This window comes from Gracilimonas sp. (assembly GCF_031581265.1).
In the GTDB taxonomy this organism is placed as follows: domain Bacteria; phylum Bacteroidota; class Rhodothermia; order Balneolales; family Balneolaceae; genus Gracilimonas.
On sequence record NZ_JAVLBQ010000026.1, the window covers coordinates 17524 to 42303 of the forward strand.

Annotated in this window: 24 protein-coding genes; 16 read left to right on the forward strand and 8 right to left on the reverse strand. The window is 42.2% G+C overall.

Annotated features, from left to right (window positions below; genetic code table 11):
* Positions 1–79: 79 nt before the first annotated feature.
* The 4 genes from RI561_RS09835 to RI561_RS09850 all read left to right on the forward strand — a co-directional run bounded on the left by RI561_RS09835 (position 80) and on the right by RI561_RS09850 (position 3595).
* Positions 80–541, forward strand: a complete 462-nt coding sequence (locus RI561_RS09835) for a hypothetical protein (RefSeq protein ID WP_395080062.1) — start codon at positions 80–82, stop codon at positions 539–541.
* The gene (locus RI561_RS09840) at positions 538–738 is read left to right on the forward strand and encodes a helix-turn-helix transcriptional regulator (RefSeq protein ID WP_395080063.1); all 201 of its coding nucleotides are present in this window, start codon (positions 538–540) and stop codon (positions 736–738) included. The genes RI561_RS09835 and RI561_RS09840 overlap by 4 nt, the downstream gene beginning before the upstream one ends.
* Before the next feature lie 85 nt (positions 739–823).
* Complete coding sequence (locus RI561_RS09845; RefSeq protein WP_395080064.1) at positions 824–2722, forward strand: ABC-F family ATP-binding cassette domain-containing protein; 1899 nt, start codon at positions 824–826, stop codon at positions 2720–2722.
* Positions 2723–2875: 153 nt separating this feature from the next.
* The gene (locus tag RI561_RS09850) at positions 2876–3595 is read left to right on the forward strand and encodes an SIMPL domain-containing protein (protein ID WP_395080065.1); all 720 of its coding nucleotides are present in this window, start codon (positions 2876–2878) and stop codon (positions 3593–3595) included.
* A gap of 180 nt (positions 3596–3775) precedes the next feature.
* Here the strand turns inward: RI561_RS09850 and RI561_RS09855 are convergent, their stop codons facing one another.
* Both RI561_RS09855 and RI561_RS09860 read right to left on the reverse strand, forming a co-directional pair.
* Positions 3776–4027 (reverse strand): hypothetical protein, encoded by a 252-nt coding sequence (locus RI561_RS09855; protein WP_395080066.1) that lies wholly within the window; start codon positions 4025–4027, stop codon positions 3776–3778.
* Between the two features lie 326 nt (positions 4028–4353).
* Positions 4354–6201, reverse strand: a complete 1848-nt coding sequence (locus RI561_RS09860; protein WP_395080067.1) for a hypothetical protein — start codon at positions 6199–6201, stop codon at positions 4354–4356.
* A gap of 388 nt (positions 6202–6589) precedes the next feature.
* Between RI561_RS09860 and RI561_RS09865 the strand changes: the two genes are divergently transcribed.
* The 5 genes from RI561_RS09865 (at position 6590) to RI561_RS09885 (ending at position 11023) form a co-directional block, all read left to right on the forward strand.
* Entirely contained in the window at positions 6590–6934 is a 345-nt protein-coding gene (locus RI561_RS09865) for a hypothetical protein (protein WP_395080068.1), read from the forward strand.
* Between the two features lie 181 nt (positions 6935–7115).
* Positions 7116–8666, forward strand: coding sequence for a hypothetical protein (locus tag RI561_RS09870; protein ID WP_395080069.1), 1551 nt, complete (start codon positions 7116–7118; stop codon positions 8664–8666).
* Positions 8651–9409, forward strand: a complete 759-nt coding sequence (locus tag RI561_RS09875; RefSeq protein WP_395080070.1) for an ABC transporter ATP-binding protein — start codon at positions 8651–8653, stop codon at positions 9407–9409. Before RI561_RS09870 ends, RI561_RS09875 begins: the two co-directional genes overlap by 16 nt.
* 66 nt (positions 9410–9475) lie before the next feature.
* Positions 9476–10165, forward strand: coding sequence for a hypothetical protein (locus RI561_RS09880; RefSeq protein WP_395080071.1), 690 nt, complete (start codon positions 9476–9478; stop codon positions 10163–10165).
* A gap of 3 nt (positions 10166–10168) precedes the next feature.
* Complete coding sequence (locus RI561_RS09885) at positions 10169–11023, forward strand: mechanosensitive ion channel family protein (RefSeq protein ID WP_395080072.1); 855 nt, start codon at positions 10169–10171, stop codon at positions 11021–11023.
* A 17-nt stretch (positions 11024–11040) separates the two neighbouring features.
* On the opposite strand, the gene RI561_RS09890 is transcribed toward RI561_RS09885, so the two are convergent.
* A complete protein-coding gene (locus tag RI561_RS09890) occupies positions 11041–11511 on the reverse strand; it encodes a GAF domain-containing protein (RefSeq protein WP_395080073.1) in 471 nt (156 codons plus the stop codon).
* A 113-nt stretch (positions 11512–11624) separates the two neighbouring features.
* Here RI561_RS09890 and RI561_RS09895 point away from each other — a divergent pair, with 113 nt between their 5' ends.
* From RI561_RS09895 to RI561_RS09905, 3 genes are read left to right on the forward strand one after another with little or no spacing between them, the layout of a single operon-like run.
* A complete protein-coding gene (locus RI561_RS09895) occupies positions 11625–12299 on the forward strand; it encodes a MarC family NAAT transporter (protein ID WP_395080074.1) in 675 nt (224 codons plus the stop codon).
* The gene (locus tag RI561_RS09900; RefSeq protein ID WP_395080075.1) at positions 12299–12745 is read left to right on the forward strand and encodes a DinB family protein; all 447 of its coding nucleotides are present in this window, start codon (positions 12299–12301) and stop codon (positions 12743–12745) included. The genes RI561_RS09895 and RI561_RS09900 overlap by 1 nt, the downstream gene beginning before the upstream one ends.
* 37 nt (positions 12746–12782) lie before the next feature.
* On the forward strand, positions 12783–14183 hold the full coding sequence (locus RI561_RS09905; RefSeq protein WP_395080076.1) for an alanine/glycine:cation symporter family protein: 1401 nt from the start codon (positions 12783–12785) through the stop codon (positions 14181–14183).
* Positions 14184–14221: 38 nt separating this feature from the next.
* On the opposite strand, the gene RI561_RS09910 is transcribed toward RI561_RS09905, so the two are convergent.
* On the reverse strand, positions 14222–15175 hold the full coding sequence (locus RI561_RS09910; protein ID WP_395080077.1) for a YheT family hydrolase: 954 nt from the start codon (positions 15173–15175) through the stop codon (positions 14222–14224).
* Between the two features lie 107 nt (positions 15176–15282).
* Between RI561_RS09910 and RI561_RS09915 the strand changes: the two genes are divergently transcribed.
* Positions 15283–16044, forward strand: a complete 762-nt coding sequence (locus RI561_RS09915; RefSeq protein WP_395080078.1) for a lysophospholipid acyltransferase family protein — start codon at positions 15283–15285, stop codon at positions 16042–16044.
* A gap of 12 nt (positions 16045–16056) precedes the next feature.
* Here the strand turns inward: RI561_RS09915 and RI561_RS09920 are convergent, their stop codons facing one another.
* Positions 16057–16308 (reverse strand): hypothetical protein, encoded by a 252-nt coding sequence (locus tag RI561_RS09920; protein ID WP_395080079.1) that lies wholly within the window; start codon positions 16306–16308, stop codon positions 16057–16059.
* Between the two features lie 415 nt (positions 16309–16723).
* On the opposite strand from RI561_RS09920, the gene RI561_RS09925 reads away from it, so the two are divergent.
* From RI561_RS09925 to aat, 3 genes are all read left to right on the forward strand, one after another.
* Positions 16724–18355 carry a sodium/sugar symporter gene (locus RI561_RS09925; protein WP_395080080.1) on the forward strand — a complete coding sequence of 544 codons (1632 nt, stop codon included), beginning with the start codon at positions 16724–16726 and terminating at the stop codon, positions 18353–18355.
* A gap of 85 nt (positions 18356–18440) precedes the next feature.
* On the forward strand, positions 18441–20855 hold the full coding sequence (locus RI561_RS09930; RefSeq protein ID WP_395080081.1) for a zinc-dependent metalloprotease: 2415 nt from the start codon (positions 18441–18443) through the stop codon (positions 20853–20855).
* A 200-nt stretch (positions 20856–21055) separates the two neighbouring features.
* Complete coding sequence (gene aat, locus RI561_RS09935; protein WP_395080082.1) at positions 21056–21640, forward strand: leucyl/phenylalanyl-tRNA--protein transferase; 585 nt, start codon at positions 21056–21058, stop codon at positions 21638–21640.
* A gap of 277 nt (positions 21641–21917) precedes the next feature.
* On the opposite strand, the gene RI561_RS09940 is transcribed toward aat, so the two are convergent.
* Genes RI561_RS09940 through RI561_RS09950 form a run of 3 tightly spaced genes read right to left on the reverse strand, consistent with a single transcriptional unit; the run spans position 21918 to position 24566 of the window.
* On the reverse strand, positions 21918–23306 hold the full coding sequence (locus RI561_RS09940; RefSeq protein WP_395080083.1) for a hypothetical protein: 1389 nt from the start codon (positions 23304–23306) through the stop codon (positions 21918–21920).
* A 17-nt stretch (positions 23307–23323) separates the two neighbouring features.
* The gene (locus tag RI561_RS09945; RefSeq protein WP_395080084.1) at positions 23324–24004 is read right to left on the reverse strand and encodes an anti-sigma factor family protein; all 681 of its coding nucleotides are present in this window, start codon (positions 24002–24004) and stop codon (positions 23324–23326) included.
* The gene (locus RI561_RS09950; RefSeq protein WP_395080085.1) at positions 23997–24566 is read right to left on the reverse strand and encodes an RNA polymerase sigma factor; all 570 of its coding nucleotides are present in this window, start codon (positions 24564–24566) and stop codon (positions 23997–23999) included. Before RI561_RS09950 ends, RI561_RS09945 begins: the two co-directional genes overlap by 8 nt.
* Between the last annotated feature and the right edge of the window lie 214 nt (positions 24567–24780).

Consider the following 24780-nt stretch of genomic DNA (forward strand, 5'->3'; position numbering starts at 1 on the left):
TTCCTAAAAAAGTAAAGTTTACTTTACTTTTTGTAAACCATACTGTATTATTCACAAAAACTAAATCTGAGAATGTAATATGGAAAAAGAAAAAGGACTTCTTCCGGCAAATTTTAAATTTGTTGGAGCTTTTATCTCAATCAGTTTTTTATTGTACGCCTTGGCTCATCACTTCATAAAACCTGATTTATATTTCGAAGGACTTCGTGTTCCCAACCTCTTTTTTTGTTTTGGGTTGATCTTAATAATCTCGTCTAAAGAGCAAATTGAGGATGAGTACTCAGATCAAATACGATTATATGCCCATTCCCTGATCGCTATTTTCTTAATCACGTTTATTTTTATGGAAGAAATTAATGGCGAAAAATATTCCTTTCTCACAGAATTAACCGGTTTCTTACTGATCTATCTTCTGATTTTCTATTATAGTTTTTTAAAGGGAATTGAATGGATCAAAAAACCCACGTTCAAAGTTCAAGTTACATGGGTTGCTATTTTAATTGTGATATTATTAAGTCAAGAAATCCTTTGGACCGCATGATCTCGAATAATTTAAAAGTAGAACGTGCGCGGATTTCCATCACCCAAAAAGATCTGGCCAATGAAATTGGGGTGAGCCGACAAACCATCCATTCTATTGAAACCGGAAAGTTTACGCCTTCTGTAGAGCTTGCCTTGAGACTGGCTACATTTTTCAAAGTCTCTGTTGAAGAACTTTTTCAGCTTGAAGAAAATTGAACTGAGTTTCTATATATACCTTAAATACCGCAATAATTTCCTTAATTTAGGGCTTCATCAAAAGAGTTTTAATTGAAGTCGATACATGACCTACCTCTCCACCGAAAATCTTTCCAAGAGCTTTGGCATCAAGCCGCTTTTTGAAGACCTGACCTTTGGTATTTCCGAAGGCGATAAAACTGCATTGATTGCCCCAAATGGTACGGGAAAGTCAACTTTGCTTAAAATTCTGGCCGGAGAGATGGAACCCGATTCCGGCAAGGTTATGACCCAAAAAGGCCTTCAGGTGAGCTTTCTGGCACAAGAACCGCAGCTGGATGAAAACATGACCATCAGCGAGTTCATAGCGCATGGGGATTCCGAGAAGATCAGCATTGTACAGCGATATGATAAAGCCGTACAAGCTCAGGCTGAAGACTTCAACCCACAAACACAAAAGGAGTTTGAAAAAGCATCGGCCGCTATGGATGCTGCCGAAGCCTGGGATGTGGAACAGCAAATGGAGCAGATTTTAGGCGTTCTTAATATTCACGATTTGGACCAATCTATTGCGTCCCTTTCCGGGGGAGAGCGCAAGCGCGTAGCCCTGGCTTTTGTGCTAATGGATGAACCGGACCTGCTCATCCTGGATGAGCCCACTAACCATTTGGATGTAGAGATGATTGAGTGGCTGGAAAAATATCTGGCCGGCAGTAAAATGACGCTGCTGATGGTGACGCACGATCGCTACTTTTTGGATCGGGTGTGTAATCATATCCTGGAGCTGGATTATGGCACGCTATATCATCACAAAGGAAATTATGAGTATTACCTGCAGAAGAAAGCTGAGCGGGAAGAGGTGGAAGCCACCGAGATTGCCAAAGCCGGCAAGCTGATGAAGAAAGAGTTGGAGTGGATGCGCCGCGGACCCAAGGCGCGAACAACCAAATCAAAATCGCGTATCAAAGCTTTTTATGACACCAAGGAGAAAGCAGAATCCGGACGGGAAGAAGCGGAGTTGCAGCTGGATGTGAATATGAGTCGCATGGGCGGGAAAGTGCTTGAGGTTGAACATCTTTCCAAATCTTTTGACGACACCGTTATCCTGGATGATTTTAGCTACCAGTTTTTACAGGGAGAGCGCATCGGGATTTTAGGTAAGAATGGCGTTGGTAAAAGTACGTTCTTAAAAATTCTAATGGGTGAAATGAAACCGGATTCCGGTACCATCGAAACCGGTGAGACCATAGTATTCGGGCACTATCAGCAGAAAGGCATTCAAATTGATGAAAGCAAAAGAGTCATTGAAGTCATTAAGGAAGTAGCTGAAGTCATTGAACTGGCTAATGGCGATACCATCACCGCTTCGCAATTTTTAGAGCATTTCATGTTTCCCGGTAAGATGCAATACACCCCGATCGAAAAACTCAGCGGCGGCGAAAAGCGCCGGCTCATGCTGATGATGGTACTCATCAAAAACCCCAACTTTTTGATTTTGGATGAGCCTACAAACGACCTCGATCTTCTAACCCTAAATAAATTGGAAGATTTCCTGCAAAACTTCGGTGGCTGCCTCATCATCGTATCTCACGATCGGTTTTTCATGGATAAATTGGTGGACCATTATTTTGTGTTTGAAGGGCAGGGCGAGATTAAGGACTTCCACGGAACGTATGATGAATATCGGGATGAAATCCTGAAGCGGATGTCCTCTTCGCCGGAAGATAAAAGCTCCAAAACACCGGATTCAAAAAACGCTACACAACAGAAGGCAACAGCCGAAAACCAACCCGACAAACTTACCTACAACGAGCGTCGTGAATTCAACAAGCTGGAAAAGGAAATCGCCAAGCTGGAGGAGAAGAAAAAGAAGCTGGAGCACAAAATGAGCGATACAGATCTTGAATACGGGGAGTTAAATGAGCTATCCAAAGAGTTTGAGGAATTGAAAGAGGAACTCGAGGAGAAAGAACTCGTCTGGCTGGAAATGGCGGAGCGGGCGTAGCGTTATAGCTTTCAGCTGTCAGACTTCAGCGCTCAGCGGCTGACGGCTGACGGCTGACGGCTGACGGCTGACGGCTGAAACATAATTCTCCAAAGACACTAAATCCTATTACAACTTCGTATATTTTTTTAACTACATCATTTCAAAAACACTATGGACATTCAAAGCAATCGCGGACTTACTATTATTGGAGCAGCTATATTTCTGGGACTTATCGCGTTCGGATTTATTGTTGGTCACTCCGCCATCACCTATAAAGAATATGAGCGAACCGTTACCGTAAAAGGCCTTGCTGAAGAGGAGCACATCGCTGACATCGTAATCTGGCCGATACAATACACCGAAGCGAGTAATCAGCTGGCTGAGATTTATGAAAACCTGGAAAACAGCGGCGATAAAGTGGAGCAGTTTTTGACGGAGCGTGGAATCAGTGAAGAGGAAATTTCTATTTCCACTCCGTTGGTAACTGATAAATCTGCACAGCGCTACGGCGGACAGAATGACGCTCAATTCCGCTACGTAGCTGACCAAACCGTGACGGTATATTCGAAGAATGTGGATCTTGTTAGGGAAGTAATGAGTCAGCTGGCTGATTTAGGGAAACAGGGCATCACCCTTTCGGGAGATGAATACCAAGTGCGCCCTGAATATATTTTTGACAGCCTGAACGATATAAAGCCACGGATGATTGAAGCAGCCACTAAAGAAGCCCGTGCCGTGGCCGAAAAATTTGCCGAAGATTCCAATAGCGAGCTCGGCAAAATTAAAACCGCTAATCAGGGCTTATTCAGCATCTCACCCAGAGATAATAATAACCCCCACATCAAGAAAGTGCGCGTGGTTTCAACGATTGTGTATTATTTGTCGGATTGATTGGAGGAGCTATCAGCTGTCAGCAGGCGTGAATTATATAAGTCTCGATTATTGATCTTTACCTCACTCCCAACCACCCGGTTGGGGGTGTACTCTTGGACCACCGGGTCCAAAATAACTGTGCCACGGAGCAGTATACCTCAGTTACTATCTGCGGAGCAGGTTTTGGGAAGCCGACAACTACAATAACCCTCGCCGGTGGATAAATGAAATTACACTATCTGTTGTGATTTCAGCTTTTATGGAACCGCCGGTACTTCCCTGATCCAGGTAGGTATCGATTGTGAGTACATGCTTCTCATTTTCTGTAGTTATGGAAATATGTGAATCTGCTTTCGGGTCAATTCTTATTGTCCTTTGTTCTCCTCTTTCTAACTTTTCTAAGAAGTAGGTATTACCGGTCACCTTGACGTTAATTGAATCTATATCCACAGAACCAACATTTATAAGAACTAATTTTGGATTGCCTAGGTATTTATAGCTTAATAGAATGAATCCAGTACTGCCGAGTAAAATGCAAACGATGAGGATTATTTTGTTATTTCGAATCATATTATTTGATACCTGCATTAGAGAGCCCTACATATTCGGAATCAAGATGAGCAGTTCATATTCTCTCCGGTTTTCCAAAGCCTAATCTGAGGCTCAGCCTCATCCTTGAAAAGCTAATATAGACAAATCTACCCGTTTGCTTTTTCGAATTTGAAGTTGGCTTTTTAGTCCTGTTCAGTGGTCAGACGAGAGCGAAGTTAAAACTATTATAGGCGCACGGTGCTTATTAATTGAAAGTCTCGATCATAAAAAGAAATTGTACTATAGCCGGTGCTTATGTATACATGCTCTCTATTCTTCGATTTAACAGGCGGCTTTAAAGCTTTGACAACAACCAATAAATCAGCAGATTTATAGTAGGTGGTCAGAAAATCATGCGATGATGATGTTTTCTTGTTCAACTTTTGGCAAACAGTGGAATCCTGTTTTGTCACTAAGGGAGTAAATTCATCAACTGATAGCCCATCAATACCCATTTCTAACCGATTCTCATGAAATGATTCAGAGTCAGATTCAAAAAAACGTGTAAGGGTTTTTTTAGTTTCAACTTCAAAGGCAGGGCAGCTACCTTTAGTGGTAACCGTGTAGGTATGACCATTCGTTTGAAATGCTAAAAAAGCAAAAAGAACACTGCTTATAATTATGGTAGTATTTATATATGATTTCATTTTCTTATTGTTACTTATTATCAATTTAATTTCGAAATAACTAATATCCACATCGACCAATTGTTTCACTATACTGGTTGGGATTTTGTGGTTGAATAATCCGTATATCAGTTTTATCCAAAACATATTTTTTAAGCTAATTCCCTGTACAACATTTTGATCACCACTACTTACATCTAATGCATTGTATTTAGGGTATCCATCTTTTTCTTCTATATCCCAATCATTATAATCTAAACATCTTTGATCATTTATTTCTTCATTATGTTTATATGGATGAGTGTGAAGTAAGCCTACAGAATTTTGAATTTTTGAAGTTGAATAAGAACCACGAAAATGGCATGAACTTACCGGGTTATCCACACTCTGTAAAGAAACCGGTTCGAAAACATAAGAGTTATCCAATTCCATAATATAATAGACCGCTTCATTTCGATCATTGTCATCTAAAGGATTGTCATTCGTGCCGTATGATTCTTCCCATACATCTTCCATGGTTTGTTGTGTTTCTAAGGAATCGAGAATAGCATCACCAGTATTACATGGGTTTTCACAGTAAGCCGGAGGATCTTCCCCTTCACAGGGGTCTTCCAACACACAAACCCCATCATCATTTTTTACATACCCGTCCAAAGCACACTCGGTGGTAGATCCGCCACCACTTCCACCGCCATCGGTTATGGGAGCACCGTCACAGCCGTATTCTACCGGGCATTGCCCGCCTCCATCCCAAAACTCATCTTCGTCATCGGTTTCATCAATTTCATAGGCCGGAGCACAGACATCAAATTCTGCAGCTATAAAACAATCCTCGCCAATACATTCCATCTCTTCTTCAATTTGTTGGCTGCATTCTGTGGAAGTTGATTTTCCTTTTACCACCGGGCTATTCAGCTGTTGTCCCCACTGCTTAACCAGCTGAAGGTCTCTCTCCGTGTTAGGTACTTTAACGGCCAGCATCCGGTACACTTTCCGGGGACCGGGATCAACGAACCAGCGCACGTACAACAGGTACTCCCCGTTGGCCTTTTGCACCGATTCCTCTCCCGGATTAATGGTAGCATACCGGTAGGTAAAAGTATTCCCGTTGCCCTTGCGGTCACTCAGCAAGGCCACATAGGGGCGTTCCTGGCTGTCACTGAATTCGTTGATGACCGCCATCAATTGCTCATATTGTTTTTTGTGAACCGAAAACCGGCCATCCTGTTTTTGTTTGGAGTCAGCGCCGGGGGCCGACCAAACAGGCAGGTTTTCAGCTCCGGGTACCACGCTTTGGCCTTCTGCGGTCAATAGCTGTTCAGGCGGGGAAGTATTCATCGACTGATCAGAACAACCGGTGATTAAAAGGACGCTGCCCACGAATAGAATAGAAAGTAATAGTTTCATTGAACTCCCCAAAGTATAGGTTATAGTAATAATTTTCTACAAGAGGGACTCATGTAAGCTTTGTTACAAAAAAAAATAAAATAAATTGAAAATGGAGTTTTGATTGCTTTCAAGCTGTGGACTTTTACATGAAATGATGGTAGCAGCCTTCCCACCGACAAGGAGTGAGGGCGGATGCTTTTTTATATCTCTACGCCCAAACATTCGTCAGACCACTTCGAATTTGAAGTTGGCTTTTTTGTCCTGTTCAGTGGTCAGACGAGAACTTGTTTATATGCGACCATCCGTTCAATCCACTTCATCCGCGATCCGATAACATTGCTTTCCATTGTGAAGTGAAATTAAATCCCGTTATCTTTGGAAAAATTCAGCTTAAATAAAGTTCATCATGCCTACGGTAAAATTGTTGAAAATAGCACACGGTCGCAGTGGCGATAAGGGAAATGGAAGTAATGTAGGAATCATTGCGCGTCACCCTGAAATCTATCCTTTCCTGGAAAAAGAACTTACTCCCGGTCGTGTAAAAGAGCACATGAAGCACGTGTGCAAAGGCGAGGTTGAGCGCTACGAACTCCCTAATATCGGAGCACTGAATTTCATCCTGAATGAAAGCCTCGGCGGCGGCGGAACCGTTTCCCTCAAACTGGATGCCCAGGGCAAAACCCATGCTTCTCAAGTCTTGCGGATGGATATCGATGTGCCCGAAGATTTGCTGCAGTTAGTAGAAAACTAACCTTTATTATTCTTTTCATTGAATAGTACAGACCTGTCAGGTTTTAAAAACCTGACAGGTCTTTTTATGGATACCCCACTTTTAGCCCAACACATTACCTGAACTTTTCGAATAGATAAAACCTTTCATTTCTGTTATAATGGTAAACCATTTTGGTACCATTAATTAATCGCAGGATGTCTTGTTTTACCGGCTTCTTTCCTTAAACTGGCGGATTTTTATCTCCAACCTGAATCGCTTTCAGCTGTTGCTGACGATTGGGTACATTCTATTTCTGGGGATTATGCTGGTGAATTTAGTTGGAACCGCCATTGTCGTAGTCCTTATGGATAGCGATCCCTGGATGCAGCTTCAGCTGCCCTGGCTCACCCCCGAAATCTACAGCTTTATATTGTTGGTTTTCGGTAATGTGTATTGGGTGATGCACTTCTCTTTTACCAATATGCGGCTGATGAACATAGAGGAAAACCGAAAATTACTCGGTTTTGGCTTCCCCCTAAAACGACTTGCTAAATATTTGACCGTCATCGTTTTTTGTCACCCGGTGAATATCATCTACAACTTTACCTGGCTGGTATTCTTGCTTATTCAAATTCAGCACGCTTATCAAATTCCGGTGGCTATTGCTGCAGTTGCCCTTAATTATGTGCTAATTTATTCCATTAAAAGCCGATTTATCCGCGTAGTTGAAAAGCGGTTTATAGCCGTCGTAATTGGATTTCTTTTTCTCATCTTTGGGCTGTTCCAGTTTATTTCTCTGCTGACCTCAAACTCCGGGCAAATCATTGCTGAATTCATTCCCAAAATTGAAACCATTAATTTGGTTTTCTCTTGGCTGCCGGGCGGTATTCTTATTCAAACCGTTACCATTGATTACGGCTTGACGAATGCTGCCATCATCTTCACTTTTACCTCCATTTTAGTGGGACTTTTGGTCCTCGATCATTTCAACAAAACCAAAGCAGGGTTGCTCAATCCCGGATTACGCAAAGCCGAAGAGGAAAGCAGCAAGTTGTGGATAGTATTGAGAAAAATTCTGGGTCGTAATGCCGGTAAATATTATTTCTATGTGATGAAGCATCCGTACAACCGCTTGCAGGTATTAACTCTTGCCGTAATTCCGGTGGTGTATGTTCCGCTGTTGCTGAATGTAAACTATGAAATCGCCCAAACCATTTTAATTCCCACCATTCTTGCGGGCATACCGGTGGCACTTCTCGCTATGGGCATGGCCAATATGTACGGGTATGAAAACCGGGAATTTTTACTACACCTGCAAATGCCCATCAAACTTGAGAAACAATTAAAAGAACGGTTTTTGGGCGTGATTGTATTACCTTTATTAGTGTTTTATTTGATCACCGTTTTTGAGCTGTTGGTGATTCCCGAAATTGGGCGGCCAATTGAAATTTTTGTCGCCAATACCTTTTTCTTCCTGATGTTCATGCTGCTCTTCATTTGGAGTTCCTATTTTCAGTATCAGAAGGCAACCTATTCGTCTTTTAGTTATAAACACCCTATAATCCCGCAGAAGGTGACTTTTGCCATCTCATTCCTCATATTTTCGCTGGGCTACCTGGTGTTTGTCCCTTTAAATGGTTTGGAATGGTACCGGCTCACCATTATGAGTACGGTTATTGTGATTATGGGCATTTACCTGTGGCGACAAATGGATGTGTTAGTGAATCTTTTTAAAAATCGTGTATTAATGAAATTATGGAACGAGCTGTAGAAATAAAGAATCTTGTGAAATGCTATGAGGATGAAGCCGTCCTGAAAAACCTGGATCTTCAAATTCCAAAGGGTACTATCTTCGGCTTGATAGGGCCAAACGGTGCGGGCAAAAGTACGCTTATCGGGGTTTTAACAGGACTCCTCAGCTTTAAAGAGGGCGATATCCGTATTCATGATATGCCCCTGAATTCTGATAATGAGTTAGCTATCAAGCGAGTTACCGCTGCGATACTTCAACCCCCGTTATTATTTGAGCAATTCAGCAGCATCGAGTTCATAGAATACATTTGTGAGATCTACGAAATTGAAGAAGACGGCCTCATCGAGAAGGCATATTCCCTGATGGATTATTTTGACATCAAGGATTTTGCCAAAATAAAAGTGAATAAACTCTCCTCCGGGAGCCGAAAAAAACTGGCCTTTGTCACCGCCGTATTGATTCAACCAAAACTATTGCTGTTGGATGAGCCATTTGAATCGGTCGATGTCATTTCCATAGAACGGATGAAAAGCGTGATTAGGCGACTAAAAGAAAAGGGAGTCACCATTATCATAACCAGCCACATCCTGGAAGTGGTTGAAAATCTCTGTGATGACATCGCCATCTTGCACCACGGAAAAATAAAAGCCTATCTCGATTCAGTAAGCCGAAAAGAGCTCCAGAAGGATGCCAGTCTCCACGAGATATTTGAAAAATATGTGGAAGTTGAAAAGAAAGAGAATATTGTGGATTGGTTATAATTTCACCTCTCCTTCATTTATTGTATAATCTGACAACCATAAATCTAATTCTAATGGGGTCTAAAAATGAAAACTGCTTTACAAACACTGATTTTAATGCTGATATGTTCTTCGCTGGCTATGGCACAAAACCGGCCCGACCCAAATGTACCACAAGGTGAAAATCTTGAAGTACCTGAGGGATGGGAAGTCCGCTTAGACCGTGAAATGGAAGAAGTTCTTATTGGCTCGAACCCTGATTCTGCCGACATCTACTTTGTTAACATGACGCCCGGTTGGCATATTTCAACCGGACCTGCCGGCATCTATTATCACCCTGCTAACACTGCTGAAGGTAACTTTGAAATTACCTCTGAACTCCACTTTTTCGATCCGGGTGAGCGAAACAGGGAAGCTTATGGAATATTTCTGGGAGGTAAGAATCTGGATAATGAAAATCAATCCTATCTCTACTTCTTGCTGCGCAACACCGGAGAATATTTGATTAAGGAAAGGATAGGTTCCGAAACCGAAACTTTACAAGGATGGACGGCGAGTGATGTGATCAACGTCTATGAAGATGGTATGGATGACTCTTCTGTTAGAAATGTCGTGCGCACCGTGGTATCCGGTTCCGATATTACCTTTCATATCAATGGCACGGAAGTAGCTTCTTTGCCGGCATCCAGCTACGACACCGATGGCATGTACGGACTTCGGGTAAACCACAGCATCAATCTTCATGTTTCTGATTTAACTTATACCCCGAGTGAATAACTAATGCGAGAAACCTTCGAAGCCCAAATTCAGTACCTTCTTGATGCTACTCCACAGATAGTAGCTGCTGTAGCGGCTTTAGTTGTTTTCGTCATCATCGGAAAGTTTGTGAGTAGCGGCGCCAGTAAAATATTAAACTCCCAGCGCTCGAAGGCGGTCAAACAAACGCGGTTGATAAAAAGACTCATAAAGTGGGCTTTCAATTTAATTGGGTTGATCATTGCCTTGAATTTAGTCGGTCTTACCGATGTAGCCTACAGCTTTTTAGCAGCCGGTGGTATGATGGCTGTGATTCTCGGATTTGCCTTTCGCGAGATTGGTGAAAATCTTTTGGCCGGCTTTTTTCTTTCATTCAGTCGTTCTTTTGATGTCGGAGATTTAATTGAAAGCAATGATATTCGGGGAATCGTACAGCGAATTGAGATTCGTGAAGTTCACATCCGAACGGCTAACGGTTGTGACATTTTTATTCCCAGTGCTACTATCTATAAAAACCCGCTTTTTAACTATACTCGTGACGGGCTAAGACGTGGGGAATTTACTATCGGGATTGATTTTGGAGATGATCCACAAGCTGCCCGAGAGTTAATGCTCAATACCATCATGGATAACCAATTTGTACTTAAGAAACCAAAGGCTGAAGTTCATATTTCCGGTTTTACACCAAGCTATGTAGAACTTACTGCTTATTTCTGGATAAACACTTTTGAGCAACAGCCGGAACTTGCAGAAGTAAAATCTCAGGTTATGAAAGAATGCCGGCAAGCTTTATTGGACCACAATTACACCTATAGCTCAAATGTAACCACTGCTGTTGATATGCTTCCTGTTCAGGTGAGTCTGGAATCAAACAAATAAAACCCGTTGGGGAATTTCTAAAACTCACTTTCCACCATACTCGCCACTTTTTCCAATAGTTCGCGCTGTTCTTTAGTGATTGAGTGTCGCGTGTTAGAATCAATATCGATTTGAGCTACAAACTTTTCACCCTTCATAATAGGCACTACGATTTCAGATTGCACATCTACACTGCAGGCGATGTAGTTGTCCTCTTCGTGCACATTTTGAGAGATAAACGTTTCGTGACTTTCTGCAACCTGTCCACAGATACCTTTACCAAACGGAATACGAGTATGATCGGTAGGTTCTCCTACATAGGGCCCCAAAATTAGTTCTTCTTTCCCATCAGGGTCAGCAAAATAAAACCCAACCCAATCAAAGGTATCTATTTTATCTGCCAGCAATTCACAAATGAAGAATAACTTTTCATCGCGTGATATATCTTTTTTTAAGATGGATTCCGTTTTGGAAATAATTTGATCGAATGTGGTTTTAACTGTGCTCATAAATATTTTTAACGGCAAAATAAATTGAATAATAATTTCAGCAAAGTTAAGCTTTGTTGAATGCAAAAACATCTTCTTTACATTCAAAAAAAGCTCCGTATCTTTGTGACACTATGGAAGAATTTTTTAATGACATTATCCCTTTTTCAACGGTATTTATGAGTGCGCTTGGGTTATTCGCGGCAAGTTTTTCATCTCTATTTTCGGTAGTGAATCCTTTTGCAGCCATGCCTATCTACATTTCATTAATGGAAGGTCATAGCGATGCGGAAAAAATTCGTACGGCCCGAAAAGCCGGAACTTATATGTTTTTTGTGCTCATCATTTTCCTTTTGATCGGTACGTATATTCTCAGCTTTTTTGGAATCAGCTTACCGGGAATTCAAATTGCGGGCGGACTGGTAATTGTGCGTGCCGGATTCTCTATGCTAAGTCCGCAAAACGGGGGACGTAAACTCACCAAGAAAGATCAGGAAGCAGCAAAGGAAAAGGAAGACGTTTCCTTCAGTCCACTTGCCATGCCGCTGCTTTCAGGACCCGGAAGTATAGCGGTAGTGATTGGTTTTGGTTCTGAGGCTCAGGGAGTAACGGATTACATTGTAAGTGGAGCGGCTGTTTTTGTTACAGCTTTGCTGGCCTATTTGATTCTGCGAGTATCCCCAAAATTAGTGAAATACATTGGCAGTGCAGGCATGTCGGTCATTACAAGGATGATGGGTTTTATAGTGTTAGCTATCGGAGTTCAATTCATCATTAACGGGATTTCAAAATTTTACGGGATTGGATAATGGATTTAGCACAGCTTATAGAGTATGATCAGTGGGCAAATACAAAAATTTTTAAAGCATCCATTTCCCCCAATCAACAAATACGTGATCCCAAAATCCACAAACTCCTTTCTCACCTATTAGCTGCACAAAACATTTGGATCAATCGTATTACAGGAGATCCTCTGCCGAATAAAATTTGGCCGGACCTGCCGGTTTCTGAAATTGAACAGATGCTGAATGAAAATCCCGAAAAGCTAAAGGGATTAATTACTCGAGAAGATGAAGTGGTGAATTACAGGAATTCAAAAGGCAAAGAATTCAGTAATATCGTTGAAGAAATTTTGTTTCACCTTACCATTCACGGGCAACATCACCGGGCACAAATAGCTCAGCTTCTAAGGGCTCAGGGTGTCACTCCTCCGGCTACTGATTTCATCTTTTTTCTGCGCGCATTAGATAATTAGCTTTCCGTTGGTTAGTTTCTATGCTTAATTATAATTAATGCATAATACTCTGGAACTTCTCGAAAGCTATCTCGCCGCATTTTCCTCCTTTATGTGGGGCTACCCGCTCGTAATTTTGTTAGTTGGGGGTGGACTCTTTTTCGTTATCTCCTCGGGTTTCACGCCCTTTCGCTTCTTTTTCCATGCCATAGATTTGGTACGCGGAAAATATGACAACCCGGATGATCCCGGCGACATCAATCACTTTGAAGCCCTGTCCACAGCTCTTGCTTCAACAGTAGGCATGGGGAATATCAGTGGGGTGGCCGTGGCTATTTTTATGGGCGGTCCCGGTGCCCTTTTCTGGATGTGGATGAGCGCTATTTTTGGTATGGCTACCAAGTTTTTCACTTGTACACTTTCCATAATGTATCGGGGTGAAGACAGCGCCGGTAAAATTCAGGGAGGACCGATGTACGTAATTCGTGAAGGTCTCAACAAAAAATGGATGCCCCTCGCGTATCTTTTTGCAATGGCCGGTTTATTTGGTCCCTTGCCAATCTTCCAGACGAACCAATTGGTACAAATTTTAAGAGATTTTATTTACATCCCAAACGGCTGGGTTGAAGCCGATGCTGCTTTCACCGGAAACTTACTGACCGGGATTGCACTCGTTGGATTGGTTTCACTGGTTATTTTTGGAGGAATTACCAAGATCGGTAAAGTAGCATCCAAGCTCGTACCTGTAATGGTTGTGATTTATTTTGTATCTGTTGTATTCATTTTGATAGTTCATATCGGGGATGTTCCCTATTACTTAGGACTGATTGTAACGGATGCCTTCACCGGAAAAGCTGTGATGGGTGGTGCCGTTGGACAGTTAATCATCATCGGGATACAACGAGCTGCTTTCTCGAATGAGGCTGGAATTGGAACCGAGTCGCTGGCACACGGGGCCTCTAAAACCAAAGAACCCGTTCGCGAAGGATTGGTTGCCATGATGGAGCCGGCTATCGACACCCTGATTGTTTGTACTATGACCGCTCTCGCTATTTTGGTAACCGGCGTATGGCAAACAACCGAAGCCAATGGAGTAACTCTAACTCTGAATGCTTTTAATGAGGCCCTCCCAACTTTTGGAACGTATCTGTTGATGATTTCCGTGTTCACCTTTAGCGTAAGCTCAATGCTGTCTTATTCTTACTATGGATCTAAATGCCTTGGCTTTTTATTAGGTGCAGATAAGCAACATCTCTACAATTACTTCTACGTGTTCTCTATTGTATTTGGAGCCGTCGCTTCATTGGATGCCGTCATCAACTTGATAGACGGAATGTTTGCACTTATGGCTGTTCCTACGATGATTTCAGCCTTGTTGCTATCACCTAAAGTACGAGCGGCATCTAAAGATTATTTCAAACGTTTAAGAGCAGGCGAATTCAAAGAGTATAAAGAATAACAAAAAGCAGTTTCAGCTCAGATGGTATATCATTTTTGTTAAGCTCTAAACCACTTTAACATAACACGGTACAGCCAGCCGGGTTTACTGCTCAAAAACCCCACATGTCCTCCTTCTTCAGTAAAAATAGTCCGGATATGTGGATTGTTTTTCATCACCTCAATTGGCGCAAATTCAATAGGACAAAGAGTGTCTTCTTTGCTGTGGATTACCAACAAATCAGTTTCTACATCCCCATAAAAATGCTTGCTTGAACATTGGTGGTAATAATCATCGGCTCCTTCAAAATTGTGCAATTTGGCAGTCACCTGATCATCAAATTCATAAATAGTGCGGCCTTTGAATGTTGGCATATCAGGATATTTCTCTCGCTTAAGTTCCAGCTTTTCCACCAAGGTCTTCAAGAACCGTATTTCATAAATTTTATTAAGTCCCTGCTGCATTCTAATAGATCCTTCCTTCAGATCATAAGGTGGAGATACTGCCACAGCACGGTCAACCAAGCTTTCACTACCTTCTTCCCCTAAATATTTCACCAATGCATTCGCACCCAATGAATATCCAACCGCATATATTTTTTTATTGGGATAGGTCTGCTTAATCCACCTTAAAAAAGTGCGATAATCCTCTGTTTCTCCCGAGTGATAAAACCGGGGGCGCCGATTCATCTTGCTGCCACACCCCCTGAAATTCAGTGCTGCTGAGGAAAACCCTGCTTCCTTCAATTCGCTCATCAAGTTTGCAATATAGTGGCGACTCGTTGATCCCTCCAAGCCATGAAAAAGTGCTACCATCGGCTTTTCTTCCTCTGCCATACATACATCTACTTCCAGAAAGTCGTTGTCCGGAGTAGGAATTTCGACGCGCCGGCAATCAGGTTTTTGAACAGGAGTAAATTGAGATGCCACAATGGTATGAACATGGGTGTTCCACGCCCACCAAACCGGGTTAAATGGTTCAAGCTGAATTTCTAAATTGGATTTTGTTTTCATTTCTTAAAATTTGACCTTCGCAAAACTATAGAGAATTAGTATGTCTTGCCATTTCTTATTTTAAGTCTACCTGCGCTTACCCTATATTCTCCATCAAAAAGATCTGCATGGCATCATCACTTACACCGGTTGAATATTTACGCAGCTTCCTGGCTATAATGGTTTTCTTTTTGATGTTTGCCATTTGTACTCCCATCATTGCCATTCTATTGATTCTTAGCTTTGGTAAAGCCACTAATTTCATTGTTGAAAATTTTGGCCCCATCATCGCTTATCCTGTCTTATGGACGCTGGGTATTAAATTCAACGTAATACAGCACGGTGAGCCGGTTGAACCGCCCGTTATCTACACGATCAATCATAGTTCCACATTAGATTTATTAACTATGATTGCCCTTGGACTCCCACACATTCGTTTTGTGGCTAAATGGGAGCTACAATACAATCCCCTCTTTTTTATCGTAGGTCATCTAACAGGACAAGTATTCATTCAACGTAAGAAAAGCAAAAAAGCTATTTCGAAACTACAAAATACCTATGATCGACTTAGGCGAGACAAACTTTCCATAATGGTAGCACCGGAAGGGTCGCGTAAGCATCCCGGCATTATTGGACCGTTTAAGAAGGGAGCATTCCATATGGCCATCGACTTAGGCTTCCCAATTGTCCCAATTTACTTTGACGGTAATATGGAACTGAGCCTGGAAAGTTCCCTTCTTTCAAAAAGCGGAACCATTAACGCACATATCCACCCACCCATTGACACCTCCAATTGGAAAAAAGAAACGCTGGATGAGCATATTCAAGAAGTCAGGCAAAAATACCTTGAGTGGGCAGACGTCGAAGATGAGTCTTTACCCGAGAGGTAAAAGCCAATCTCTTTATTTGTCTCTGTAGAAATAGATCTTCTTATTATCTGCATCTCTCCGGCTTCTTACCTTAAAGCCATTCTTTTTACCGAACTGATAAACCGCGGTCCGCATTGAATTGATATTTTTTTCATTGTTATATCCAACCTCAACAGCCTGTCCACCCGGCTTCAGCTTTTCAATAGCCTCCAACAAAGGCTTAAATTTTGAAGTCCTCTTTTTCGATGATTTTACATTAGACCTTTTTACGAATTTAATATCCATTTTCCCAATATTTTATATAATTACTTGTTTAATCTAATCAAGGGTTGATTACCCAACACACGTATAAAATAATTAATATTTACTATAAAATATAAGAATTTGAAACAATCTAATTTATAATACCATTTCTACGATTTTGCGAAGCCCTCCTTATTAGATAAAATGCGTTTACCGGTTGGAAGTATAGACCAGAGAACCTGCGATCGTCTCACGAAACCGGGACAGCGTTCGCCTTTTTAGCTTTTTTTCCCGTAACGTTCGCAGGTCCTTCGGACGCTTCGAGGTTACTGTACTCAGAGATTGTTTCAAGCCATTTTCTAACCGGTAAACACGTTAGATAAATTTTTTAAGCATCTGTACGATCAGAAAATTACCTTATGTGTGTTTACCACTCATTTAAGCCTTTTTAAAGAACATGACTGGAATTGATATTGCAGTTTTTACCGGCTACTGTTTATTAATCATTGGCATTGGTTTATGGGTTTCCAGAGATAAAGAAGGGCATCAAAAAAATGCGGAAGATTATTTTTTAGCCGGAAAATCACTTCCCTGGTGGGCAATCGGTGCTTCTTTAATTGCCGCCAATATCTCCGCAGAGCAAATTATAGGAATGTCGGGTTCAGGATTTGCGGTTGGGCTTGCCATTGCCTCCTATGAATGGATGGCTGCCATCACTCTGATCATTGTGGGAAAGTATCTGTTGCCTATCTTCATTGAAAAAGAATTATATACCATTCCGGAGTTTATTGAACATCGGTATAACACCACCCTCAAAACTATTCTCGCTGTTTTTTGGATCGCATTGTTCGTTTTTGTAAACCTGACCACCATCATGTTTTTAGGAGCCAAAGCCCTCGATACTATTATGGGAACGGGTGATGGCAGTCTCGTTATTTACGCCTTATTAGGCCTTGCTCTTATTGCAGCCGCCTATTCTTTGTATGGGGGATTATCTGCCGTAGCATGGACCGATGTACTTCAGGTTGGGCTCCTGATTCTCGGTGGATTTGTCACCACCTTTGCTGCACTCTACAACCTCACTCCTGAAGGGGGAATTCTAAATGGAATGGTTCATCTATATGAAACCGCCGGTGATAAATTCAATATGATCCTGGACCAATCAAATCCTGAGTTCGATAACTTACCCGGTATTGCCGTTTTAATTGGCGGACTTTGGGTAGCTAATCTCTATTACTGGGGATTCAACCAGTATATCATACAGCGTACACTGGCTGCTAAATCATTAAGGGAGTCACAAAAAGGGATTATTTTTGCTGCGTTTTTAAAACTATTGATCCCACTAATCGTGGTCATTCCCGGCATCATTGTGTATGTGCTTTACACACAGCCGGAAGGTACGGCTCATATTCCCGGAGTTTTAGATGTATTTACCAATCCCGATGGCAGCATTGAATATGATAATGCCTATCCGTGGCTCATCAGCGTATTTCTAACTCCCGGATTCAAAGGACTTGTGGTTGCAGCACTTGCCGCAGCCATCGTTTCTTCACTCGCATCTATGCTGAATTCTGTGGCTACGATTTTTACTATGGATATTTATCGTCAGTATTTCAACAAAAATGCCACCGATAAACAAACCGTGAATATGGGGCGGATTACTGCCGCCGTGGCTTTAGTAACTGCTGTTCTCATTGCCCCTATGCTTGAAGATGTCCCACAAGTATTTCAGTTTATACAAGAATATACCGGCGTGGTAAGTCCCGGTATTTTAGCCGTATTTATCATGGGGCTCTTCTGGAAAAAAACCACCACCAAGGGAGCTATTTACGGAGTGTTAGCGTCTACTGTCATAGCCCTTTTACTAAAAATTCCTTCGTTGCAACTACCCTTCCTTACTCAAATGTACTACACATTTATTATGACCATTGTGATTATAGCGGGAGTAAGCCTCACAACCAATCCAGAGGATGATGATCCTAAAGCCATCCATACTACGGCAAAAATGTTCAAAACCGGACCGGCTTTTAATATCGGTGCTTATGTGATTTTAATAATCACTGCCGCACTTTATGCTATGTTTTGGTAAGAGATTAGGATAGGGCTTTTCTTATCCCTGCATCTTTCGCATATTCTACAAATTAATTCTTCATCCAACTCTTAATTTCCAAATTATGAAGCGAGCGATACTTTTTTTGCTGATGGCTTTTGTCTCTTTTCAGGCCATGGCTCAAACCCCAACAATCTCTGAAAAAACCGAAGGACTCACTAAAACCGAAGGTTATTTCGATTATTACTATGATGAAGCCAAAGATCAGCTTTGGCTTGAAATCGACAAACTGGATACGGAATTCATTTATGTGAATTCACTGACTGCCGGTGTTGGTTCTAATGATATTGGCCTGGATCGTGGGCAGCTGGGAGGTACTCGCGTAGTCTATTTTGAGCGGCGCGGTCCAAAGATTCTCATGGTTCAACCTAATTATGATTACCGAGCTGAAACTGATAATGAACTTGAAAAGAAATCGGTTCGGGAAGCTTTTGCGAAGTCCATAATTGCAGGATTTGAAGTTGCTGCAGAAGAGGACGGAAAGGTTCTCATCAATCTCACTGATTTTCTATTGCGGGATGCCCACGGGGTTGCCGATCGCCTAAGAGGAATGGGGCAAGGCTCATTCAGCTTAGATAAAAGCCGTTCTGCACTTTATAAAGAAGGAACCATGAACTTCCCCAAGAACACAGAATTTGAGGCTACACTTACTTTTAGCGGAAGCGGAGCCGGAGGATATGTTCGTTCCGTGGTACCAAGCCCGGAGGCGCTTACCGTTCGCCAACATCACTCCTTTGTTGAATTGCCGGACGATGGATATGAAAAAAGAAAGATGGATCCTCGTTCAGGATTTTTTGGTATTTCTTATCAGGATTACGGCACCCCCATTGATCAATCACTAACTAAACGCTTCATATCACGTCACCGTCTTGAGAAGAAAAATCCGGAAGCTGAAATGAGCGAGCCGGTTGAACCGATCGTTTATTATTTGGATAACGGAACACCTGAACCGGTCCGAAGTGCCCTTTTAGATGGTGCACGTTGGTGGAATCAGGCTTTTGAGGCTGCCGGTTATAAAGATGCCTTTATCGTAAAAGTACTCCCTGAGGATGCCCACCCACTGGATGTTCGGTACAATGTCATTCAATGGATACATCGCTCAACCCGTGGCTGGTCGTATGGGTCGTCAGTCACTGATCCGCGTACCGGGGAAATCATAAAAGGACATGTTTCACTTGGTTCATTACGCGTCCGTCAGGATTACCTGATTGCTGTTGGATTACTAGCCCCTTATGGAGATAATCAAACCAATACTACTATGCAGGAAATGGCCTTGGCTCGAATTCGGCAGCTTTCTGCGCATGAAATTGGTCACACTTTGGGAATCGCCCATAATTTCGCGGCAAGTACCACGGATGATGCTTCAGTGATGGATTACCCGCATCCCCAACCGGAATTAGTAAATGGAGAGATCGACCTGTCGAATCCCTATGATGTGGGAATTGGGGAATGGGATAAAGTGGCAGTAGCCTATGGATACCAGGATTTCCCGGAAGGAACTAATGAAGAAGAAGCGCTCAACAATATTCTGGAAGAAGCCTACGACTCGGGACTCAAATATATATCTGATGCCGATGCCCGCCCCCAAAGCGGAGCCCATCCCGATGCTCACTTATGGGATTTTGGTGCTGATCCTTCATCACAACTTTCCAAGATTTTGGATATAAGAGAAACAGCCATGGAGAATTTTGGAACGGCCAATCTGAAACAAGGTCAGGCGATGGCAGAATTAGAAGATGCGCTTGTTCCCATGTATTTCTTCCACCGATATCAGCTGGAAGGAACCGTGAAACTGATCGGTGGCTTGGATTACAGCTACAACTTGAAAGGCGATAATCTACCCGGACCACAAATAGTGGACAGAGCCACACAGGAAAAAGCCCTGAATGAAATGCTGAAAGCTATCGAGCCGCGAACTTTAGCGGTACCTGAAAATCTATTGGATCTCATTCCTCCCCGGCCTTCCGCTTTGGGATATTCACGCGAACTGTTTAACGGGAATACCGGTCCGGATTTGGATGCCCTTGGCATTGCAGAAACAGCCGCGGACATTCCGGTGAGCCTTATATTAAATCCCGATCGGGCAAACCGATTGGTAGAATATGGTTCTCGGGATAATAACCTAAGTCTCGAAACAGTACTCGATGAACTAATCGAAGCAAGCTGGGGCACAGAATCTCCCGATGGATATTTAGGCTCCATCCACCGCGTTGTAAAACACGTGGTCCTGAAAAACATGATGGAATTGGCCGTCGATAATAGTGCCAACCCGGTTACCAAAGCGATTGTTCATGATAAGATCACCAATTTAAGAATTAAGCTATCGCTGAATATAAACGACGATGCCGACAGCAAATACGGCGTTCATTTGATCGATCAGTTCCTGGAAAACCCGGAAGAATTTGAAGTTGAGGATGCACCGGCTCCACCTCCCGGTTCACCGATTGGAAGTGGTGGGTTGCTTTATTGTGAATTTTAGATCAATACATGAATAAGAAGTTGTCACTCTGAGCGCTTAAAATGTTGAAATAGAATTTACAGGCTGACCGCGAAGAGTCTCAAACTTGATACTACTTGGTAAATAAATCTTGACTTGAGATCCTTCGCGTTAACGTTTTAATTCCTGATAGAATTTATAGGCGCTCAGGATGACAAGTCTAAATAAATTTGTAAAGATTAATGCGCATCATCCCACCCGAAAAACTGCTCGAAGCCTATGCTCAAGGCATCTTCCCTATGGCCGAAAGCAAAGATGCTGATGATGTTGATTGGTACACCGCCCGAAAACGGGGCATCATCCCCATTGGAAAGTTTCACACCTCAGATAATTTAGCCCGAATTATTCGGCAAGAAAGGTTTGAAGTAAAGGTGAATCACAATTTCCGGGAAGTAGTAACACAATGCGCCAATCGTGATTCTACTTGGATCAACGACCTGATCATCAATTCTTATGATGTACTGAACCAACATGGTAATGCATGCAGTGTAGAAAGTTACCGGGATGGGAAATTAGTAGGTGGCTTGTATGGGGTGAAATTGAAAGCCGCTTTTTTCGGGGAGAGTATGTTCAAAAAAGAAAAATGGGCGGATAAAGTGGCACTCTATTACTGTCATCATATCCTCCAAAAAAATGGATTCCTGCTTTGGGATACCCAATTCTATACTGATCATCTTGCCCAATTCGGGTGTACTGAAATCGAAGCGGAGGAATACGAAGAAATGCTGGATAAGGCTCTAAGGAAAGAATGCTCATTCAGTCTGTAAAATATATTCATTCATGGCACTAGCGCAAGGCGTCTCACTTGTGCGGTGTTGAATTGAGGAATAAAGCGATTGTACATATTCGTCCAAGCGAGACGCTTGGACGAGGGGAGGGTGTTAAAGTGCGAAAGTATTACGGTGTTATGGTTTTCTCTGTGAAACCATAACACCGTAACACTCAAACACCATCGCACTAAAAAAATAGCCGCCCCGAAAGATGGATCGATGAAAATTCAACCCACTCCCGAGACAGCTAATTCGATAGGATACTTATTACACTTTAATATTCGGTAATAGTTACAGCATTTATGGCATCATCACGAGAAATTTGTCCGCGATCGAGTTGCTGAAGAACCGATTTTTGAAGTTGAAAATTAACCTGAGCCGGTACTATATCCCGATAATCTGTAATATTCACGGAGACAATGATAAACTGTTCGTTATTCAAAGAATTCAGTGTTCTTCCATAATCAACCAGATATGTTTTCATCTGCTCAGTTAGGTTCTGGTATTCGAACTTCATCTCGTTGTCGCGCTTTTCTCTGGCTTCCCGAATCTTTTGAGCAGATTCCTCAGCTTCAGCAGAGCCTGATTGTCCAAAACTAGTGATAGTTCCAAATGGTAAAGTTTGCAGCCCATGACCACGGTGCATGTCAAGGGTGTAGTGAACGCCAAATCCATCAATTGTTACATAGGATAGCGAATTGGAATTTACCAGGTGGAATCCTGTTTCGTCTCCATCCTCAAAAGCCGTTTCCAGGATGTTGGCCATCACCTCTAAGTCTAAGCGCTCTTTCTCATTACCATCTTTTTTGGAGATTAAAAGTCGGTCTTCGAAATTATCTGATGACAATCTTCCACTCCGTAATGAAGTTAAATCACTGGCTTTTGCTGAAACCGTAATTACGGGGATAGGATCAATCTCTGTTTCTTCTTCCTTTTCTCCGGAGAGATTAAAGATCCGAACGGTGGGTGAACTGTCTTTTTTCTCACCGTACACAATGGTCACTTGTTCATCATCCGCAAGCTGTCCGATGGTTGGAGCATAGTCTTTTAAGAAATTCGTGATTCGCTGAACCACTGTTTCTTCTGTAACTTGGTTATCGCCTGAGTTTTCATCAGAGTCGTAGTAAAATGAGATACTTTGTTCTCCCTCATTTTTTACTACTGAAATACTGGATATGTTTGTTGAAAGTAAATATGGAACTTTGAAAATGATTCCATATCCCGGAATATAATTTCCGGAAACCTGGTTACCCCGGCTTCCCAATGAGCTTACTGCAAAGTTATTAGAAATACTTCTGATTCTAACTTCACCGGGTGCATCCGATTTCTGTTTTTTTGATTCTGATTCTATTTTAAAAAGCTCACCTAAAACATTCTCCATAATCTTGATATCCCGGTTCATCCGGCTGGTATCAAAATCTTGGGCGAAAGAAAGGGAAGACAGTAAAAGCGTTATCAACCCAATTAGAATAAATCTGGAAAGTAATCCCCAACCGTCATCGCGAGGAGACTCGGGGTTCAGATTCGAGTTTTCAAAGTAATCGACGAAGCGATCTCCCTGATAGGGCTCAGAATTTGATTTATAAAGATTGCCACAGGGTTTGCTCCCAAAGGTCGCCGAACCCTTCGCAATGACGGTGTTATTGTTGGCTAATGTTTTCATAATGTGTTCCTGTAAAGTTAATTTCTGGTGCTTACCGTTTGTATGAGATCGCCTAATACCTGGTCGGTTTGCCTGAATCGGTCGTAATACACTTCTTCCATATTGTTAATGCCGGAGCTGATCATCTGTAAATCATTTATTCGTTGCTCCTCAATGTAATCTGCAAAGTTGATGAGGCTCTGTTCTAACTTCTCATCCTGTGCTTGCTGAACCTGCTGGACCGCATCGGCCACCATCAGGGCATTTTCTTCTTTCATTTGCTGCAGCAAATAATCAACCTGTTGGGCCGTAACTCCCTGCTGTAAGACTTCCTGTTTATCTCCAAATGCAAGCTCAAAGCCATTGTCATCAACTGAAATATTCAATTTTGTGAAAGCTCCCATCACCACAAATAATATTAGGAGTGAAGCCACAGCAAAACCGGCCCTGGCAAAACCATTTTTGGGGATAAGGCTCCCAATGAGCTCATTCCACCAATCCTGAAATCCGGATTGTTCCGGCTCCATCATCACCAGCTGTTCGGCAGGATCTTGAACCGGCAGATGCTCAAGCATACTTCGTACCTCACCAAGTTCTTCCAGTTCATTTTGAAGATCGGGATGTTCAGCTAAAAACTGTTCTAATTCTTTTCGTTGATCTTGCTCCAGTTCATCATACAGATAATCCATGAAGAGCGATCGGGCAGTTTCTTTATTCATAATCAAACACCTCTTTGTTGATATTCCATGAGTCGAACGTCTTTTTGAGAGCGCTCAACCCGTAATACAGTCTTGACTTTACTGTGTTTTCGGGTTCGTCTAAAATTTCAGCTATTTCCCTGAATTTCAGTCCTTCATATTCTTTCATAATCACCACAACCCGTTGTTCTACAGGTAACTGAAGGAGTGCCTTATGCAAGAGCACGAGTCCTTCATTGCGCAAAACTTTATCATCTGCAGAAGTAGTGGTTTCAGTTTGCGGGGCGGTTTTGAGTGCTTCGTAAGAAGTAGCTCGTTTTCGTCCCACCCGTTTCAATTCATCGAGACAAAGGTTATTGGCGATGGTGTACAGCCACGACCCAAATTTTTCCACATCATCAAGCGTATCTAATTTGTGATAGGCTTTGATGAAGGTTTTTTGAGTGATCTCGGCGGCATCATCTGAACTCGCAAAAAATCGGTACGCAAAATGATGGATGCGATCTTGCCATCGCGCCACCAGCTTGTTAAAAGCCTGGTGATTTCCACCACGAAAATCCTGTACCAGTTTTGCGTCTTCCATGTGTTCTTGTTGTCCCGGGTTCATTCTGAAAGTAAGACGAAGGAAGTTGGAATATAGTTTTAAAATTTTTTCTTTGGCCTCTAATAAAAAATCGGAATAGAACGCGGATGAGCCTGTGGATTGAAGATATTCTTAAACTCGTTCCCAACCTCCCCAGCCTGTGTGAAAAGTCGAAAAAAAATGTAATGCTATTGCTATATATAGCATTAATAAT